Source organism: Kribbella sancticallisti, assembly GCF_039530625.1.
In the GTDB taxonomy this organism is placed as follows: Bacteria; Actinomycetota; Actinomycetes; order Propionibacteriales; family Kribbellaceae; genus Kribbella; species Kribbella sancticallisti.
Window position 1 is genome coordinate 120,365 of record NZ_BAAAOS010000019.1, and the last position, 18,864, is coordinate 139,228.

Below are 18,864 nucleotides of genomic sequence, written 5' to 3' on the forward strand. Positions count from 1 at the left end.
GGCGGACATGACAACTGTGACGCAACGACCTCCGGCGACCGAGCCGGAACCCGCGCGCCCGGCGCCGCGGAAGAGCACCCTGCGCGGCCAGGAGAACCGGGCCGGCCTGGTGCTGGTCTCGCCGACCCTGGTGATCGTGCTGGTCGTGGTGGTGCTGCCGATCCTCTGGACGATCGTGCTCGCCTTCCAGAACGTCCGGCTGGTCGACATCCAGAGCCAGGGCCTGTTCGGCAACTGGACGCTGGACAACCTCGAACGGGTCTTCAGCTCACCGGGCTTCTGGTCCTCGCTGTGGACCACCGTGGTCTACACGATCGGGTCGACCCTCGGCTCGATCCTGGTCGGCTTGGTCGCAGCGCTCGCGCTGCGCAAGCCCTTCCCCGGCCGCTTCCTGGTCCGCGGCGCGATGCTGCTCCCGTACGTCGCTCCGGTGGTGGCCGTCGCGTTCGTCTGGCAGGTCCTGCTCAGCCCCGACCTCGGGGTGGTGAACCACTGGGGAATGAACGTGTTCGGCTGGGACCGGCCGATCGCCTTCCTGACCCAGCGGTCGTACGACGTGTGGGGCGTGCCGGTGCCGATGGCGCTGTTCACCGTGATCGTGTTCGAGACGTGGCGGTACTTCCCGTTCGCGTTCCTGTTCCTGCTGGCCAGGATGCAGGCGGTTCCGGCCGTGCTGGAAGAGGCCGCGGTGGTCGACGGGACGACGCCCTGGCAGCGGTTCCGGTTCATTCTGATGCCGCAGTTGCTGCCGGTGATCGCGCTGCTGTCGGTGTTGCGCTTCATCATGACGTTCAACAAGTTCGACGACGTCTACCTGCTGACGGGTGGAGGCGCCGGGACCGACGTGGTCGCAGTACGGGTCTATCGGTTCCTGACGGCGCGGTTCGACGTCGGGCTCGCCTCCGCGCAGGCCGTGGTACTGGCGGTCGTGCTGATCGTGCTGCTCGGCCTCTACTTCAAGTTCTTCGGCCGTCGGGTGCAGGAGGAGCAGTCATGAGTAGGGACGCGTTCCAGATCAGGTTCTTCGGCATCATGCGCTGGGTGGTGATCGCCGCGCTGGTGGTGGCGACGCTCTTCCCCTTCTACTACATGGTGTTGCTGTCGGTGAAGCCGATCGACAACCTGCTGCTGGATCCCGGTCGGATCTGGGTCTCGGCGAGCGAGTTCACGGTAAACTCCTACCGATCGGTGCTGACGTCGGTGGAGGACGGCGGCCAGGGGTTCGTGCTGATGTTGCGGAACTCGGCGCTGGTGTCGATCGGTGCCGTCCTCCTCACCTTGCTGGTGGCGATCCCGGGCGCGTACGCGGTCAGCCGGTTGCGGTTCACCGGGCAGCGCAAGGTCAGCGCGCTCTTCCTCGGGGTCTACCTGTTCCCGGCGACGCTGCTCGCTGTACCGCTGTTCGTGATGTTCGCCAAGGCCGGGCTGCAGGGCAGTCTGATCGGGCTCGTCATCGTCTACATCGCGCAGACGGTGCCGGTCGCGATCTACATGCTGCGCAGCTACTTCACCACCGTGCCGGTCAGCGTCGAGGAGGCCGCCGCACTGGACGGCCTGTCGAGGCTGCAGATCGTCCGGCGGATCGTGCTGCCGCTGGCTGCTCCGTCGGTGATGGCGACCGGGTTGTACGTTTTCATGATCGCGTGGAACGAGTTCCTGTTCGCGCTGCTGTTCCTGGCCGCGGAGCCGTCGCACTGGACGGTGTCGCTCGGGTTGCAGCAGTTGGCGAACGGGGTCGAGGTGCCGAAGACCGTACTGATGGCAGGATCCGTGGTTCTGACGCTGCCGGTGGTACTGATGTTCTACGCGGCCGAACGGATGTTGACGGAAGGGTTGACGAGTGGGGCAGACAAGGGCTGACGGGACGACGTCGGCAGGGCAACTGCTGCACCTCGTCCGGACCGGCCGTGCCGGCACCCGGGGCGAGTTGCAGCAGTTGACCGGCCTGTCCCGCTCGACTCTCGGCCTACGCCTGGAGCCCTTGTTGCGGAACGGCTGGCTGGTCGAGGCAGGCTCCACCGCCTCGACCGGCGGCCGGCCCCCGACCGTACTGCGGTTCGACGCGCGCCACGCGGTGGTGTTGTCGGCCGACCTGGACACCCGGCACGCCCGCGCGGCCGTGCTCGACCTGGCCGGCGAGGTGCTCGCGGAGAAGTCCGGCGAGTTGGTGATCGCGGACGGTCCGGCCGTCGTGCTCGACACGATCGCGGAGTGGTTCACCGCCTTGCTGTCCTCGACAGGGCGGTCGATGGACCAACTGGCTGGGATCGGGCTCTCGGTGCCGGGACCGGTCGAGTTCGACACCGGGCTGGTGATCCGCCCGCCGATCATGCCGGGGTGGGACGAGTATCCGATCAGGGATCACCTCGCCCGGCGCTTCGACGTACCGGTGCTGGTCGACAACGATGCGAACGCGATGGCGCTGGGGGAGCAGGCCGCGGGCTATCCGGACTGCCCGGCCTTCGTGCTGGTCAAGGTCTCCACCGGGATCGGCGCCGGTGTGGTGATCGACGGATCGGTGTTCCGCGGGATCGATGGCGGAGCCGGGGACATCGGCCACATCCGGATTCGCGACGCGGGCGACGCGAAGTGTCAGTGCGGCTCGCTCGGTTGCCTGGCCGCGGTCGCTTCCGGGGGCGCTGTCGCGGGCGCTCTGTCGGAGCTCGGGGTGACGGCTCGATCGGGTGCCGACGTGCGTGAGCTGATCGCGGCGGGTCAGCCCGATGCGTTGCGGTTGGCGCGGGAGGCCGGGCGCCGCGTGGGTGAGGTGCTGGCGACCGTGGTCAGCGTGCTGAATCCGGGCGTGCTGATGATCGCCGGCGACCTGGCGGACAACCACTTCGTCACCGGCGTGCACGAGGTGCTCTACCAGACGACGCTGCCGCGGGCGACCCGCCACCTCGACGTGGTGATGGGCCGCCTCGCGGATCGCGCCGCCCTCCAAGGCGTCGGCCGCCTGGTGGTCGACGAGGTCTACTCGCCGGCCGCGGTGGACGCCCGGCTCTGAAGCTCCGCGAAGAAGCCGGCGATGTCGGCGGCAAGCAGGTCGGGCACCTCGAGCGCGGCGAAGTGACCGCCGCGGTCGAACTCGGTCCAGCGCACGACGTCGAAGAGGTGCTCGACGTGGGCACGGACGGCCAAGGTGATGTCGTGCGGGAGGACGGCGACGCCGATCGGTGCCGCGCACAGCGGGGGAGCGATGCCGGCGGTTTCCTTGGTCAGCCGCGCCGATGAGCCCGCCGTACCGGTGAGCCAGTAGAGCGAGACGTTGGTCAGCAGTTCGTCGATCCCGATCGTCGAGTCCGGGTCGGTCCACTCGGTGTACTTCTCCGCGATCCAGGCCAGTTGCCCGACGGGTGAGTCGGTCAGCGCGTACGAGATCGTCTGCGGTCGGCTCGCCTGCAGAGCCTGGTACGCCGGCCGGTTGGCGATCAGCACCTTGATCCGGTTCAGCCTCCGGGTGTCCTCCTCGTCAAGGTCGAACGTGACACCTGGCGGCGGCGGACCCGGCAGGTAGGTGAGGTGGACGCCGACCACCTGCTCCGGCGCGGCGATCGCCAGCGCACGCGAGATTCCCGAACCGAAATCGCCGCCGTGGGCGCCGTACCGGTGGTAGCCGAGCCGCTCCATCAGCACAGCCCACGCGCGGCCGACCCGATGCACGTCCCACCCTCGTTCGGTGGTCGGTCCGGAGAATCCGAAGCCCGGGATCGATGGAATCACCAGGTGGAAATTCTCCGACAGCGGCTTGATCACCTCGACGAACTCCAGGAACGCCCCGGGCCATCCATGCGTGAGGATCAGCGGCAGCGCGTCGGGCTTGGCCGAGCGGACGTGGACGAAGTGGATGTTCTGCCCGTCGATCTCGGTCGAGTACTGCGGTAGTTCGTTCAGCCGGGCTTCGTGCTTGCGCCAGTCGTACGCCGTACGCCAGTGCTCCACGAGTTCTTTCACCCGGGCGAGCGGAATGCCGTAGTCCCAGCCGACGCCGGGTAGTTCGTCGGGCCACCGGGTGCGTTCGAGGCGCGCGGCGAGGTCGTCCAGGTCGGTCTGCGGGATGTCGATGGTGAACGGCTCGATCACGGGGAGGCTCCTCATGCGGGCAGATTTGTTGGTGCGGCCAACGATAACAAGAATCATTGGCCGCGCCAACAAGTTTCCGGCCGGAGGTCAGTCCCAGCTCAGGCCGCCGCCGGTCTGGTACTCGATCACCCGGGTCTCGAAGAAGTTCTTCTCCTTCTTCAGGTCCATCACCTCCGACATCCAGCCGAACGGGTTGCGGGTCTCGCCGAAGATCGGCTGGATCCCGATCTGCTCGGCGCGGCGGTCGGTGACGAAGTGCATGTACTGCTCGCACAGGTCAGCGGTCAGGCCGAGCATGCCGTTCGGCATCGTCGCGCGGCCGTAGGCGACCTCGAGCTCACACGCCTCGGTGAGCATCTGCCGCACCTCGGCCTGGAACGCGGCTGTCCACAGGTGCGGATTCTCCAGCTTGATCTGGTTGATGCAGTCGATGCCGAAGTTCAGGTGGATCGACTCGTCGCGCAGGATGTACTGGTACTGCTCGGCGATCCCGACCATCTTGTTCCGCCGCCCGAGCGACAGGATCTGCGCGAAGCCGGTGTAGAACCACATCCCCTCGAAGACCACGTAGAACGCGATCAGGTCGCGGAGGAAGTCGGTGTCGGCCTCTGGCGTACCGGTGCGGAAGTCCGGGTCCTCCAGGTGCTGGGTGTACTTCAGGGCCCAGGCGTCCTTGTCGGAGATCGACGGCACCTCGCGGTACATGTTGAACAGTTCGCCCTCGTCGAGGCCGAGCGAAGTACAGATGTACTGGAAGGTGTGCGTGTGCACGGCCTCCTCGAACGCCTGGCGCAGCAGGTACTGCCGGCACTCGGGGTTGGTGAGTTGGCGGTAGACCGCGAGGACGATGTTGTTCGCGACCAGGGACTCCGCGGTGGCGAAGAAGCCGAGGTTGCGCTTCAGCATCAGCCGCTCGTCGTCGGTCAGGCCGTCCTTGCTCTTCCAGAGCGCGATGTCCGCCTGCATGGAGACCTCGGTGGGCATCCAGTGGTTGTTGCAGCCGGCAAGGTATTTGTCCCAGGCCCACTGGTACTTCAGCGGCAGTAGTTGGTTCACGTCCGCGCGGGCGTTGATCATCGCCTTGTCGGCGACCTCGACGCGGCCGGCGCCGAGGGCGATCTCGCCCAGTCCGGTGGTCGTCACTGACAGGCCTCGCAATCCGGGTCTTCGATCGAGCAGGCAGCGCCGGTGGGTTCGGGTAGTGCCACCGGTACCGCGTTCAGGCGGCCGTCCGTGCCCTGCAGAGTGGACTTCTCGACGTGAGTGGCTGACTGGGAACGCAGGTAATAAGTCGTCTTGAGGCCATGACGCCACGCCGACCGGTAGAGCTCGTCGAGCGCCTTGCCGGACGGCGCGGACATGTAGAGGTTGAGCGACTGCGACTGGTCGAGCCACTTCTGCCGGCGTGACGCCGCCTTGACCAGCCAGCTGGGGTCCAGCTCGAAGGCGGTCGCATACAGGTCCCGCAGGTCGGCCGGAATCCGCTCGAGCTGGGACAGGATCCCGTCGTGGTACTTCAGGTCCGACACCATCGCCTGGTCCCAGAGTCCGCGGGCCTTGAGGTCGGCGACGAGGTACGGGTTGGCGACGGTGAACTCGCCGGACATGTTCGACTTCACGAACAGGTTGCGGTAGATCGGCTCGATCGACTGGCTCACGCCGCAGATGTTGGAGATCGTCGCGGTCGGCGCGATCGCGAGCACGTTGGAGTTCCGCATCCCGTCGCGTCGTACCTTGGCGCGGAGCGCGTCCCAGTCGAGCCGGCTGCCGGTGTCAACGGTGAGGTCGCCGTCGCGCGCTTGGCGGAGCAGCTCGACCGAGTCGATCGGGAGGATTCCCTGGCTCCACAGCGATCCGTCGTACGTCCGGTAGCGGCCGCGCTCGGCCGCCAGGTCGCTCGACGCCGCGATCGCGTGGTAGCTGATCTGCTCCATCGAGCTGTCGGCGAAATCGACGGCGGCGTCGGAGCCGTACGGGATCCGCAGTGCGAGGAGCGCGTCGGCAAAGCCCATCAGGCCGAGGCCAACCGGGCGGTGCCGCTGGTTCGCGCGCTCCGATTCCGGCGTGGTGTAGAAGTTCACGTCGATCACGTTGTCGAGCATCCGGACGGCCGTCATTACGGTGCTTTCGAGGAGGTCCGCGTCGAGGCCGGTGTCGGTGAGGTGGGCCACCAGGTTGACCGAACCGAGGTTGCAGACCGCGGTCTCGTCGACGGTGGTGTTCAGGGTGATCTCGGTGCACAGGTTGGACGAGTGGACGACGCCGTCGTGCTGCTGCGGCGACCGCAGGTTGCACGCGTCCTTGAAGGTGATCCAGGGGTGCCCGGTCTCGAAGAGCACGGTCAGCATCCGGCGCCAGAGATCGACCGCCTTGACCCGGCGGAACACCCGGATCTCACCGCGGTCGGCGGCCCGTTCGTAGTTCTCGTACGCCGTGGCGAACGCGGCGCCGTACAGATCGTGGAGGTCGGGGACCTCGTCGGGGGAGAACAGCGTCCAGTCGCCGTCGGCCTCGACCCGCTGCAGGAACAGGTCCGGTACCCAGTTCGCGGTGTTCATGTCGTGCGTGCGGCGGCGCTCGTCCCCGGTGTTCTTCCGCAGATCGAGGAACTCCTCGAGATCGATGTGCCAGGTCTCCAGGTACGCGCAGACCGCGCCCTTCCGTTTTCCACCGTTGTGAGCCAAGCCGGCGCTGGTCATGTACGACTCGTCGACCTCGACTTCGAGGTCGTGCACGACTGGCGCCGTCGGGGTAACGCGGACCTGACGCACGCGCGAAAAGACCATGCCTTCGTGTGCGATCCAGTTGAACTTCCGAATGGGGGCGGCGCCCACGAGGTCGGCGATTCCCGGCACGGCGGGAATGCGGAGATCGAACACGTGCACGGGCTTCGAGAAGGTGATTTGAGATCCGTCGGAGCGCAGACCGACGTGGTGACCTTCCCGGACGCGGTATTGCCCCGCGGTGGGAATTCCGAGCCGGAGCAGCTGGTAACACAAGCCGGCGGCGAGTCTTCGTGAGGTGGTCGTGAAGTAGATCTCCTTGCCACGTGACACCCCACCATCGGTTTCCAGGAGACCGCGGATGAGCTCTCGTGTCTGGGCGGGAGGGAGATGAGCGAACCGGCGGGCGATGTGCTTCAGGTGTTGTTCGTCGTAGAGCTCATCGCCGGCAAACGGAAGGGTCGCCTCGCCGGGACCGACGATACGTCCTGTTCGCGGGTCCCTTCTGGCGCCCCGTCCAGCCGCCCAGTGGACCTGAGCGTAGGTATCACCGCGACTGGTCTCCCAGAAGTGAATCTCACGAGCGGCGAGGTAGTCGCGCACGAACGACAGGTGAGTGTCGCGCTGTGGGTTGCCCGACACCCCCCACTGGCTGCCGTTCTTCGACAGGTGACCGTCACCAAGAAGGATGCCGTAGAGGCGGGCATCCTCCTCCGTGAGACCGTGAACCGGAACGACCTCTTTCGGGACAACCTGCCCGATGTAGTCACCCTTGCTGAGCATCCCGGCCTCGACCCAAGCCGCCTGGACCTTCTTCTTCGCGAGCCACTCGAGGGTGCGCTCGTTGCTCTGCTCCATCGGTACGCCTTGAATCGCGTAGAGCGGATGACCGGCGGTGACCGTGAGCGGCTCGATCGAATGCTTGACGTCGACCTCCACCATCGGGTCGTGCTGGTCGTACGTGAACGTCTTCGTGACCTCGCGGTAGCGACCACTCGCACCGAGCACCAGGTCGCCCACGGTGATCCCGCGGATCGCCGTCGCGCCGGTCGCGGTGTACACGAGAGTCTCCGGAGCAAAACACTGATTGACCGCCACGGCGGTGTCGTTGGCGATCTTGAGGAACGGGACGACGCCCTGGGACTCGCCGTTGGTGCCACGGATCTTGGCGCCGATGCCGCGGACCGGGGTCCAGTCGTTGCCCAGGCCCCCGGAGTACTTCGCCAGCAGCGCGTTGTTGCGGATGCCGGTGAAGATGCCGGCGAGGTCGTCCTCGACGGTGGTCAGGAAGCAGGACGACAGCTGGGGCCTGGTCGTGCCGGCGTTGAACAGCGTCGGCGTCGACGACATGAAGCGGAACGAGCTGAGCAGCTCGTAGAACTCGATTGCCCGGTCCTCGCGGTTGTCCTCCTTGAGTGCGATTCCCATCGCGACGCGGAGGAAGAACGCCTGGGGGAGCTCGAAGCGGACCTTGTCGATGTGCAGCAGATAGCGGTCGTACAGGGTTTGCAGGCCGAGGAAGTTGAAGTTCAGGTCCCGTTCGGGCTTGATCGCTCGGGCCAGCTTGGCCAGGTCGAAGGTGGCCAACTCCGGGTCGAGCAGTCCGGCCTCGATGCCGACCTCGAGGTAGCGCGGGAAGTAGTCGACGTACGCCGTGGTCATGTCGGCCTGGATCGCCTGACGGGGCTCGCCGTGTACGCGGCCGAGGGTCTCGCGGCGGATCTGGTCCAGCAGCAACCTGCTGGCGGCGAAGCTGTACTCCGGTTCGGTCTCGACGTTCGCGCGGGCGGCCATCACCAGCGCGAGCTCGACCTCGGGCTGGGTGATGCCGTCGTAGCAGGAGCCGAGGGCCTCGGTCAGGATCAGCTCGGAGTCGACCGACTCGAGCCCGGCGGCCGCCTCGCCGACGATCACGCGCAAGCGCTCCAGGTCCAACGGCACGCTGCCGCCGTCGGCGGCGCGGACGGTGAGCTGGACCGGGTGGGGAGCCTTCGTCTCGGCTGCCTTCCTCGGCTGGGCGGATGTCGGTAGGGGTGATGTCGGGTGGGCTGTTGTCGGTTGGGTGGGCGAAACGATGGTCACAAGCGCTCTCTCCACGCGAGTCTCTTGACGACCGGGACCATGAGCGGCGCACGACAAGACGGCAGCACGAACCAGAGACCTGCGCGCTTCCGGCCTGACCTGGGCCGGCGCCCGCGGTCTTGCTGATGTGCTCCTGTCTCGCCCTGCGGCCCGCCCTCGAGGCCTCGGACAGCGTGCGCCGGCGGCACACGCACTGATGGCAGGTATTCGGGCTCACGGAGCACGTTTCCCCGCTGACCGCTGCGGGGCAGCCCCGGATTTCCACCGGATTCCCCTGACCACCAGTAGGACGAGCCTAAGCCGCCGACCACCACATCTTGTGGCAAGACGCGCCGCGTGTCGCACATCTTGTGTCTACGGGCAGACCTGACCACCGGGGCGCTCTCCTGAGCGGTGGATGGAGCGCGCGCCCCGGCGGCCAGGCGATCGGGGTCCGAGCCGGCCACGGGTGGTCGGTGATCGGTGGTGCGGGTGGTCGGTGATCGGGTGGTGCGAGTCGGCTGGAAGAGGTCGCCTGCTCAGGCGGCCAAGGCGTGCAGGTCCTGCAGCGTCATGATCTCGGAGCCGTGGTGGATGAGTTCGCGGTTGAGGCGCAGGATGACATGACCGAACGGCTCGGCCGCGTCGAGTTCGGTCGCCTGGCTCAGGCCGACCGTCATCACCTCTTGCTCGTCGAGCCCGGCGATCGACTGCTGCCAGGCCTCGACCCAGTGCGCCAGCCACGCGACCGCATCCCGGGCGTTGCCGTGCAGGGTGATGTCAGCCCGCCCCTGCCGGCTTTCACCGAAGGTCCACTCCCAACGCTCGAAGAAGGTCTCGGTCAGATGCGCGATCAGCCACGCGATCGTCCGCGGCCCGCGATGATCCGGCTCATCCGGCCACTGCGCGACCCACTCACCCGACCCCAATGACCTGAACCGCCCCGCGTACTGCCGCCGGACCACCGTCAGCGCCTCACTGCTCGGGCGCCAGAAGTACTCCTCGTCGGTCAGCGCCGCCAATCGCCCGGACAGCACCATCCAGCTGAAGCCGAGCTGTCCTCGCACCATCGCCATCGCTGACGGCCGCTGCAGGATGTCCCAGTCGAACGGCTCCGGCATCACAGTTCCTCACACTCCCCGTTTGATCGCGCCTCGAACATATGTTCGAATTGTTCAACGCGAGGGAGGAGGAAGTCAACTGCGCTGGTGTGTCGGTGATGGCGTCGAAGGGACTGGTCTGCTAGGTGGTTCGATCCGGGTGTCCGCCGCCGGGCTGGCGAAGCGGCGTTCCAGCAGGGTGAAGGCGTCGATCAGTTCCGGCGCCTCGTAGACGCGGTTGCGGCGGCCGTCCGTGACCTCGCGAAGCACGCCCGCGGCGGTCAGTCGGGCGAGTGCCTGGTTGGCGGCCTGCTGCGACCTGCCGATCAGCCCGGCCGCGGCGGCGAGCGTCAGTACGGGCGCTGCCGGGAGGGTCTCGATCAGCAGGTCGACGGCGGAGCCGGTCCGGACGGGTTTGGCCCGCTCCCGCCACGCGGTCTTGAGTCCCGCCGCGGTCCGCTCGAAGCGAGCCGCCTCGGCGGTGGCATGGCTGCACGCCGTCGCGAACATCAGCAGCCACTCGTTGGCGGCCACCCGCGCCCGCTGGTTGGTCGCCTTGCCGGTGTGCCGGAACGCGGTCAGCGCTTCGACGTACTGCGTAGCGTGCGTGGCGAGTGACAGCGACACCGGCGGGACGCTGCGCTCGACGAGTCCCTCGGCCCGCAGGATCAGGTGGATCAGCGCCCGACCGGTCCGGCCGTTGCCGTCGGCAAACGGGTGGATCGTCTCGAACTGGGCGTGCGCGATCCCGGTCTTCGCCAGTACCGGCAGGGGTGATTCCCGGACGAAGGTCATCAGGTCCTCGAGCAGTTCGGGGACCAGTTGCGCCGGCGGCGGCACGTAGTACGCCTCGGCGGGGGAGCGGCCACCGATCCAGTTCTGCAGGTACCGCACCTCGCCGCTGAACTCCGGATTCGGCGAGTGCGCCATCAACCGCCGATGCGCTTCCAGCAGATGCTCGACCTCGAGTTTGTCCCCGATCCGCACGGACTCGGTCACCCACACCAGCGCGTCGACGGCCCCGAGAACCTCCTCGGCCGTCACGTCGTGATTCCGCGCGCTGTCCCGCAACGCCTCAGCCTTCAGCAACCGCCGAGCCCCGACGACCAGGCCCTCGATCTGGGACGACCCTACGGCCTCGGCCCGCAGCAACAACCGAGCCAGCGCCTCGCTGTTGGTCAGCACCGCGGCCGTAGCATCCAGTCGCGCAAGGTCCCCGGCCGCATCCTCCAACGCGGCCAGCACCTCATCGCTCAGGTCGAACTCCCGGCCCGCCAAGGGATCCGGGAAGTACAACTCGTACGACCCGCCCAGCCGCTCAGCCCGGGTGAACCCGTCAGGCTGTCCCGGCCACCGGTGTAACTCGACCCGCGCCATCTACTTATTCAAGCTTATCCAGCAACCTTGAACAAGAGTTGGTCGCAGAGTTCGATGAGTTGGAGGCGGAGCGGGCGGGCTCGGTCGGCGAAGGTGCGTTGGGTGGCGGCGTACTGCGCTTTGCCGGCGGGGGTTTCGATGGGGATCGGGTCGTAGCCGAGGGATTGGAAGTCGTACGGGGAGGCGCGCATGTCGAGGGTGCGGATGTCGCGGGCCAGTTCGAAGCAGTCCAGGACCAGGGTGCTGGGGGTGAAGGGCATCAGCTTGGAGGCCCATTTGTAGAGGTCCATGTTGGCGTGGAGGCAGCCGCCTTGTTCCAGCGCGGGTTGGGACTCTCGGGTGGGCTGCAGGACGTTGAGTGGGCGCGCGGGGGTGGTGAAGAAGCGGAAGGCGTCGAAGTGGGAGCAGGCGATCTTGTGGGACTCGACGACCTGGTCGGTGCCGGTGGAGCCCAGGCGAAGGGGCCAGTCGTGGCGGATGTCGTCGGTCTGGTAGACCATCGCCCACTCGTGCAGGCCGAAACAGCCGAACTGGGGCTGGCGGGTTGTGGTTGCCGCTAGCAACTGCCTGATCCAGGTGATGGAGTCGGAGCGGCGCGAGATCTCGGCCGGGTCCAGCTGCGCGGCGCCGTCGGAGTACAGGTAACCGCGCTTCCCCTCGTACTGCGCCCCGCCGAGCAGGCGGATTCCGGGGCCGGGATGCCAGACGCGCAGCTGCTTCGGGCGGGTCGGGTAGTAGGTGAAGAGGAAGTCCTCCACCGGATGCTTCTCCCGGCGCCGCCGGCGCTCCAGATGATCCGCCAGCAAGTTGTCGACCCGCTCAACGTGGGCGGTCTGGAGCGGCTCCCACTCGGCAGGCTCGAGAGTGACGTTCACAGGTCCAGGGCGAAGGCGTACAGGTCTACGCCGGGGCGGGGGGACCAGTCGCGTTCGGGGAGGCGGGTGAAGCCGAGGCGTTCGTAGATGCGGTGGGCGGGGGCCATGTAGGTCGCGCTCGACAGGACCACCCGGTGGAAACCCAGTTCGCGGCTGCGGTCGACGCAGTGCCGCGACAGCGCAGTACCGATGCCCAGCCCACGGGCCCTGGCGGCGACGCCGAGCATCCGGAACTCGCCTTCGCCGTCGCGGCCGAGTTCGCCGTAGACCGAGCCGGGGACACAGAACGTGACGGTGCCGAGCAGCCCGGTAGCGTCGGCGGCGACCCAGAGCTCGGCCTTGGCGGCCCGGTCGGCGGCGTTGCGCAGCGTGAGTCCGTAGTCGGAACCCGCGGGGATGAAGCCGTCGTTGTCATAGGCCTCGGCGGTCAGCTCGCCCACCTGGTCGTACTCCGCGGGCCGGGCCAGGCGGATGTCAGTCGTCACCATGTAACTGTCTCACCCCGGCACGGCGGTAGGCTCGGGGCCGTTCATCCCCTGACTTGAGCAAAGGCCGCAAGTGCGTATCGCCAGATTCTCCGTGGACGACGAACCCAAGTACGGCGTCGTCGAGACCGACGACCCCGAGGGGCTCGTCGGGACCGTCGCCGTGCTCGACTCGGACCCGCTCTACCGCCCGGTCCAGTTCACCGGGGAGCAGCTGCAACTGGCTGACGTCCGGCTGCTGGCCCCGGTGATCCCGCGCAGCAAGGTGGTCTGCGTCGGGCGCAACTACGCCGCGCACGCCGCGGAGCTGGGCAACGAGGTGCCGAAGGAGCCGATGATCTTCCTGAAGCCGAACACCTCGGTGATCGGCCCGCGGGACGGCATCGTCTACCCCGAGCAGACCAACGACCTGCAGTTCGAGGGCGAGCTGGCGATCGTGATCGGCCGGATCTGCCGCGACCTGCCCAAGGAGCGGGTGAACGAGGTCATCTTCGGTTACACCGTGGCCAACGACGTGACGGCCCGCGACCTGCAGAAGAGCGACGGGCAGTGGGCCCGGGCCAAGGGCTACGACACGTTCTGTCCGCTCGGCCCGTGGATCAGCACCGAGCTGGACGTGTCCGACGTCCGGGTCACCACCACGTTGAACGGCGAGCCGAAGCAGGACGGGCGGACCTCGCAGTTCATCTTCGACATCCCGGAGGTGCTGGCCTACATCACCTCCTTCACCACGTTGCTGCCCGGCGACGTGGTGCTCACCGGTACCCCCGCGGGTGTCGGCCCGATGCTGCCCGGTGACGAGGTCGCGATCAGCATCGAAGGACTCGGAACTCTGACGAACAAGGTGATCGTGCGTGACTGACAGGGCTGCCGCTGCTTCCTCCGCCGACGACGGCAGTGTTCTCGGGGGCCTGGAACCGAACCAGGTACGGGTCCGCTTCCCCCCGTCGCCGACCGGGCTGCTGACGGTCGGCAACATCCGCAGCGCGTTGTTCAACTGGGCCTTCGCCCGGCACTACGGCGGCAAGCTGGTACTGCGGATCGAGGACACCGACACCGCCCGCAACACCCCCGAGGCACTGCAGTACACGCTGGACTCGCTGCGCTGGCTCGGCCTGACCTGGGACGAGGGCCCGGAGGTAGGCGGCGAGTACGGGCCGTACCTGCAGTCCGAGCGGATGGACATCTACGCCGACGTCGTGGCGAAGCTGCTCGCCGCCGGCAAGGCGTACCACTGCTACTGCTCCCAGGAGGAACTCGAGCAGCGCCGTGAGGCCGCTCGGAGCGCCGGGCAGCACAGCGGGTACGACGGCCACTGCCGTTCGCTCACCCCCGAGCAGGTGCAGGCGTACATCGACGAAGGCCGGCGCCCGGTCGTCCGGCTGCGGATGCCCGACCGGCCGATCACCTTCGACGACCTGGTCCGCGGCGAGATCACCTTCCTGCCGGAGAACCTCGGCGACTACGTGCTCGTCCGCGCCAACGGCCACCCGCTCTACCCGCTGGTGAACCCCGTCGACGACGCGCTGATGCAGATCACCCACGTACTCCGCGGTGAGGACCTGCTGTCGTCGACGCCTCGCCAGATCGCCCTGTACGAGGCGCTGGCCGAAATCGGTGTGGGCCCCGGCCGGACGCCGATGTTCGGGCACCTGCCGTTCGTGATGGGCGAGGGCAACAAGAAGCTGTCCAAGCGCGATCCGGGCTCCGGCCTCGGCGAGTACATGGAGCGCGGCTTCCTGCCCGAGGGCCTGCTGAACTACCTGGCGCTGCTCGGCTGGTCGATCGCGGACGACCGCGACGTGTTCACCATGGACGAGATGATCAAGGCGTTCGACATCCGCAAGGTGAACGCGAACGCGGCCCGTTTCGACCCGAAGAAGTGCGAGGCGATCAACGCGTCGCACATGCGGCTGCTCGACCCCGCGGATTTCGCGAACCGGGTGGTGCCGTACCTGGCGAAGACCGGCGTGCTGCCGGCCGAGCCGTCGGACGAGCAGCGCGCCGTACTGGCCGCCGCGGTGCCGCTGGTCCAGGAGCGGATGAACACGCTGTCCGAGGCGCCCGACATGCTCGGCTTCCTGTTCGTGCCGGACGAGGCGTTCACGATCGACCCGGACGCGGCCGCGAAGGTGCTGACCGGCGATGCCGGCGCAGTACTGGAGGCGACCTCGAAGGCGCTGTCGGGGCTGGGTGACTGGACCACCGAGGCGATCGAGCAGGCACTGCGGACCTCGCTGATCGAAGGCCTCGGGCTGAAGCCGAAGAACGCGTTCGGCCCGGTCCGGGTGGCGATCTCCGGCCGCCGGATCTCGCCGCCGCTGTTCGAGTCGCTGGAACTGCTCGGCCGGGAGCGCTCGCTGCACCGGCTGGAGCAGGCCCGCGCCACGCTGCCGACGGACTGACCCCGATGTCGTCCGGTACTGCGATCGACCCGCGCGACACCGGTCCGCAGCCGTACCACCGGTTGCTGCGGAACCCGGTGACGGCCAGGTGGACGCCGGTGCTCGGCGCGTTCACCATCCTGGCCGGCTGGTTCATGGCCAGCCTGCTGATCCTGGGCACCCAGCAGGCGATCCGGGCGGATCCGGAGGGCACGGTCTCGTGGCTCGGGCTGCTGGCCACGAACCTGTCGCTGGTGGTGCTGATCCCGCTCAGCATCCTGGTCGCCAGGAAGCTGAACAGGCAGGCGCCTGGGTTGCTTTCATCGGTGATCGGCAAGCTGCGCTGGCGTCCGCTCGCGTTGTTCGCCGGCGCCGCGGTGCTGCTCGAGTTGGTGATGCTGGGCGTCATCAAGGTCGCCGGGGTCGACCTCCTGGGTGACGGCGGCGGGATCGCCAACGACGCGGCGGCGGTGATCGCCATCACGTTGCTGACATCGACGTTCCAGGCCGCGGGGGAGGAGTACTTCTTCCGCGGGTACCTGTTGCAGGCCGTCGGTGCGTTGGTGCGCAGTTCGCTGGTGGCGGTGCTCGTCACCACCGTGCTCTTCACGATGGCGCACGGGGTCTGGCCGTGGGAGAGCCCGGCGCTCTTCCTGGACCGGTTCGCGTTCGGCATGGTGGCGGGGATGCTCGTCGTCCTGACAGGCGGTCTGGAGGCCTCCATCGCGGCGCACGCGGCCAACAACGTGATCACGTTCGTCTATGCCGCGCTGACCGACAGCGTGGGCGACAGCCTCGGTGCCACGGACGCGCCCTGGTCGCTCGTGGCGGTCGATGTGGTGAAGTTCGTGGCCTTCGGAGCGATCGCCGTACTGATGGCTCGCAAGCAGCGACTGGCGACCACCTGCGACCTTCCTCTGGTCGCCGCTCCGATGCCAGGCAAGAGGCTGGTGTGACGGGAGTGACAACGCCGCCGAGGACCCTCGTTTTGGAATCTGAGGGGGTGCTCGGGTAGGCTCAGCGGGCCAGGTTGTGAGGGAGGAAACGAACTCACAATCGCAGAGAAATGCCTTGGGGTATGGGGTAATTGGCAGCCCGTCTGATTCTGGTTCAGTTAGTCTAGGTTCGAGTCCTAGTACCCCAGCGAGCGATTGGACCGCACCGATGAAAGTCGGTACAGTTCATCCTCGTTGCCCGGCCCGCAAGGATCGAGCAACAACCTCTGGCCCCGTTGTGTAGCGGCCTAGCACGCCGCCCTCTCAAGGCGGTAGCGCGGGTTCGAATCCCGTCGGGGCTACCAGAGAAAGCGCCTCTCACCACCAGGTGAGAGGCGCTTCTGGTTTCCAGACTTTTTGGTTCTCCGGTGAAGGTCTGCGCATCGCCGACCCGCCTGCCCGGATGAGCACGCGAGCAAGCTCGCAGGAAAAGAAGAAGCCCGCCGCGGGGTGCGGCGGGCTTCAGGACAGCTCGGGCTTGTGGGACAACTGGCGGCTACTCGGAGGCTCGGCGGAGGGCTTCGGAGAGGCGTTCGGCGGCGGCCATGACGGCGGGGGCGTGCATGCGGCCGGGCTGACGGGAGAGGCGTTCGATCGGGCCCGAGACGGACACCGCGGCGATCACCTTGCCGGAGGGGGAGCGGACCGGCGCCGACACCGAGGCGACACCCTGCTCACGTTCGCCGACGGAGTGCGCCCAGCCGCGGCGGCGTACGCCGGCCAGGGCAGCCGCGTTGAAGGTGGCGTTGTGGAGGCCGCGGTGCATCCGCTCCGGGTCCTCCCAGGCAAGCAGTATTTGAGCGGCCGACCCGGCAGCCATGGTCAGCTGGCTGCCGACCGGAACCGTGTCCCGCAGACCCGACGGACGCTCGGCGGCCGCGACGCAGACGCGGTACTCGCCCTGGCGCCGGAACAGCTGAGCGGACTCACCCGTGATGTCACGCAGCCGCGCCAGCACCGGTCCAGCGGTCGCCAGCAGCCGGTCCTCGCCGGCCGCCGAGGCCAACTCGCTGAGTCGCGGTCCGAGCACGAACCGTCCTTGCATGTCCCGACCCACCAGCCGATGGTGCTCGAGCGCGACGGCCAGCCGGTGCGCCGTCGGGCGGGCCAGTCCCGTCGCCGCCACCAGCCCGGCCAGGGTCGCCGGCCCGGACTCGAGTGCGGACAGAACGAGAGCTGCTTTGTCGAGAACGCCGACTCCGCTAGAGTTGTCCATGAGACGATATTGCCGTCTCGAATCGTGGAACGCAAGTCGCAGATCGAGCCGAATCCGGCGCACTGTTGGCAAAGGTGAAGCACACCACAGGCCCTGACTGGGGTGGTGGAGCGGGTTGAGTCTCAAGGAGGAGAAGTCTGATGGGTAGGACGTTGTCGGAAAAGGTCTGGGATGCGCACGTCGTGCGCCATGCCGACGGAGAGCCCGACCTCCTCTACATCGACCTCCACCTGGTGCACGAAGTCACCAGTCCGCAGGCCTTCGACGGCCTCCGGCTGGCCGGCCGGCAGGTGCGCCGTCCGGACCTGACCATCGCCACCGAGGACCACAACGTCCCGACCCTGGACGTGGGCAAGCCGATCGCCGACCTGGTGTCGCGCACGCAGGTGGACACGCTGCGCAAGAACGCCGAGGAGTTCGGCATCCGGATCCACACCCTGGGTGACCCGGACCAGGGTGTCGTGCACGTGATCGGCCCGCAGTTGGGGCTGACCCAGCCGGGCATGACCGTGGTCTGCGGTGACAGCCACACCTCCACCCACGGTGCCTTCGGCGCGATCGCGTTCGGCATCGGGACCAGCGAGGTCGAGCACGTGCTCGCCACCCAGACCCTGATGCAGGCCCGCCCGAAGACGATGGCGGTCACCGTCGACGGCGTACTGCCGGACGGCGTCTCGGCCAAGGACCTGGTGCTCTCGCTGATCGCGCAGGTCGGTACCGGCGGCGGCCAGGGCTACATCGTGGAGTACCGCGGCGAGGCGATCCGCGCACTGTCGATGGAAGCCCGGATGACGATCTGCAACATGTCGATCGAGTGGGGCGCGAAGGCCGGCCTGATCGCGCCGGACGAGACCACCTTCGCCTACCTGAAGGACAAGCCGCACGCGCCGCAGGGCGTCGACTGGGAAGCGGCGGTCGAGTACTGGAAGAGCCTGGCGACCGACGAGGACGCCACCTTCGACCGCGAGGTCGTACTGCGGGCCGAGGACGTCGCCCCGTTCGTCACCTGGGGAACGAACCCGGGCCAGGGCGTGCCGCTGTCGGCCACCGTGCCGTCGCCGGACGACTTCGACAACGAGAACGACAAGGTCGCCGCCGAGCGGGCGCTGACCTACATGGGCCTCACCGCCGGTACGCCGATGCGCGAGGTCCGGGTCGACACGGTGTTCCTCGGCTCCTGCACCAACGGCCGGATCGAGGACCTGCGCGCGGCCGCCGGCGTACTGGCCGGGCGGAAGGTTGCCGATGGCACCCGGATGCTCGTCGTGCCGGGCTCCGGCCGGGTGCTGCTGCAGGCCGAGGCCGAGGGCCTGGACGTGATCTTCAAGGACGCCGGCGCCGAGTGGCGTGGAGCGGGCTGCTCGATGTGCCTGGGCATGAACCCGGACCAGTTGGCTCCGGGTGAGCGGAGCGCCTCGACCTCCAACCGGAACTTCGAAGGACGCCAGGGCAAGGGTGGCCGGACGCACCTGGTCTCGCCGCTGGTCGCCGCCGCCACCGCCGTCACCGGAACCCTCGCCGCACCGGCCGATCTGCCGCCGGTCGCCGTACCTGCGAACGCCTGA

15 protein-coding genes, 2 tRNA genes and 1 riboswitch are annotated in these 18,864 nt (G+C 67.9%); of the genes, 9 read left to right on the plus strand and 8 right to left on the minus strand.

Annotated elements, in window-relative coordinates:
• Nucleotides 1-7: 7 nt before the first annotated feature.
• The 3 genes from ABD255_RS14875 to ABD255_RS14885 are packed head-to-tail and all read left to right on the plus strand — an operon-like array spanning nucleotide 8 to nucleotide 3,007.
• The gene (locus ABD255_RS14875; RefSeq protein WP_344214077.1) at nucleotides 8-997 is read left to right on the plus strand and encodes a carbohydrate ABC transporter permease; all 990 of its coding nucleotides are present in this window, start codon (nucleotides 8-10) and stop codon (nucleotides 995-997) included.
• Entirely contained in the window at nucleotides 994-1,860 is an 867-nt protein-coding gene (locus ABD255_RS14880; protein ID WP_344214079.1) for a carbohydrate ABC transporter permease, read from the plus strand. The genes ABD255_RS14875 and ABD255_RS14880 overlap by 4 nt, the downstream gene beginning before the upstream one ends.
• Nucleotides 1,841-3,007 (plus strand): ROK family protein, encoded by a 1,167-nt coding sequence (locus tag ABD255_RS14885; protein ID WP_344214081.1) that lies wholly within the window; start codon nucleotides 1,841-1,843, stop codon nucleotides 3,005-3,007. Before ABD255_RS14880 ends, ABD255_RS14885 begins: the two co-directional genes overlap by 20 nt.
• On the opposite strand, the gene ABD255_RS14890 is transcribed toward ABD255_RS14885, so the two are convergent.
• From ABD255_RS14890 to ABD255_RS14920, 7 genes are all read right to left on the minus strand, one after another.
• Nucleotides 2,974-4,098 carry an epoxide hydrolase family protein gene (locus ABD255_RS14890; RefSeq protein WP_344214083.1) on the minus strand — a complete coding sequence of 375 codons (1,125 nt, stop codon included), beginning with the start codon at nucleotides 4,096-4,098 and terminating at the stop codon, nucleotides 2,974-2,976. The genes ABD255_RS14885 and ABD255_RS14890 overlap by 34 nt on opposite strands.
• A gap of 72 nt (nucleotides 4,099-4,170) precedes the next feature.
• Nucleotides 4,171-5,226, minus strand: coding sequence for a ribonucleotide-diphosphate reductase subunit beta (locus tag ABD255_RS14895; RefSeq protein ID WP_344214084.1), 1,056 nt, complete (start codon nucleotides 5,224-5,226; stop codon nucleotides 4,171-4,173).
• Entirely contained in the window at nucleotides 5,223-8,888 is a 3,666-nt protein-coding gene (locus ABD255_RS14900) for a ribonucleoside-diphosphate reductase subunit alpha (protein ID WP_344214085.1), read from the minus strand. Before ABD255_RS14900 ends, ABD255_RS14895 begins: the two co-directional genes overlap by 4 nt.
• 181 nt (nucleotides 8,889-9,069) lie before the next feature.
• Nucleotides 9,070-9,186, minus strand: a riboswitch (cobalamin riboswitch).
• Between the two features lie 220 nt (nucleotides 9,187-9,406).
• A complete protein-coding gene (locus tag ABD255_RS14905) occupies nucleotides 9,407-9,988 on the minus strand; it encodes a DinB family protein (protein WP_344214087.1) in 582 nt (193 codons plus the stop codon).
• Between the two features lie 75 nt (nucleotides 9,989-10,063).
• Entirely contained in the window at nucleotides 10,064-11,344 is a 1,281-nt protein-coding gene (locus ABD255_RS14910; RefSeq protein ID WP_344214089.1) for a Fic family protein, read from the minus strand.
• A gap of 14 nt (nucleotides 11,345-11,358) precedes the next feature.
• Nucleotides 11,359-12,219 carry a 3-methyladenine DNA glycosylase gene (locus tag ABD255_RS14915; RefSeq protein ID WP_344214091.1) on the minus strand — a complete coding sequence of 287 codons (861 nt, stop codon included), beginning with the start codon at nucleotides 12,217-12,219 and terminating at the stop codon, nucleotides 11,359-11,361.
• Nucleotides 12,216-12,707 (minus strand): GNAT family N-acetyltransferase, encoded by a 492-nt coding sequence (locus ABD255_RS14920; RefSeq protein WP_344214093.1) that lies wholly within the window; start codon nucleotides 12,705-12,707, stop codon nucleotides 12,216-12,218. The genes ABD255_RS14915 and ABD255_RS14920 overlap by 4 nt, the downstream gene beginning before the upstream one ends.
• Nucleotides 12,708-12,777: 70 nt before the next feature.
• Here ABD255_RS14920 and ABD255_RS14925 point away from each other — a divergent pair, with 70 nt between their 5' ends.
• The 5 genes from ABD255_RS14925 (at nucleotide 12,778) to ABD255_RS14945 (ending at nucleotide 16,388) form a co-directional block, all read left to right on the plus strand.
• Nucleotides 12,778-13,566 carry a fumarylacetoacetate hydrolase family protein gene (locus ABD255_RS14925; protein ID WP_344214094.1) on the plus strand — a complete coding sequence of 263 codons (789 nt, stop codon included), beginning with the start codon at nucleotides 12,778-12,780 and terminating at the stop codon, nucleotides 13,564-13,566.
• Entirely contained in the window at nucleotides 13,559-15,109 is a 1,551-nt protein-coding gene (gltX, locus tag ABD255_RS14930; RefSeq protein WP_344214095.1) for a glutamate--tRNA ligase, read from the plus strand. Before ABD255_RS14925 ends, gltX begins: the two co-directional genes overlap by 8 nt.
• A 5-nt stretch (nucleotides 15,110-15,114) precedes the next feature.
• Nucleotides 15,115-16,044, plus strand: a complete 930-nt coding sequence (locus ABD255_RS14935; RefSeq protein WP_344214097.1) for a CPBP family intramembrane glutamic endopeptidase — start codon at nucleotides 15,115-15,117, stop codon at nucleotides 16,042-16,044.
• 116 nt (nucleotides 16,045-16,160) lie between these two features.
• Nucleotides 16,161-16,232 (plus strand) — tRNA-Gln (locus ABD255_RS14940).
• A gap of 80 nt (nucleotides 16,233-16,312) precedes the next feature.
• Nucleotides 16,313-16,388, plus strand: a tRNA-Glu gene (locus tag ABD255_RS14945).
• Between the two features lie 191 nt (nucleotides 16,389-16,579).
• On the opposite strand, the gene ABD255_RS14950 is transcribed toward ABD255_RS14945, so the two are convergent.
• On the minus strand, nucleotides 16,580-17,299 hold the full coding sequence (locus tag ABD255_RS14950; protein WP_012922430.1) for an IclR family transcriptional regulator: 720 nt from the start codon (nucleotides 17,297-17,299) through the stop codon (nucleotides 16,580-16,582).
• Between the two features lie 140 nt (nucleotides 17,300-17,439).
• Here ABD255_RS14950 and leuC point away from each other — a divergent pair, with 140 nt between their 5' ends.
• A complete protein-coding gene (gene leuC, locus ABD255_RS14955) occupies nucleotides 17,440-18,864 on the plus strand; it encodes a 3-isopropylmalate dehydratase large subunit (protein ID WP_344214099.1) in 1,425 nt (474 codons plus the stop codon).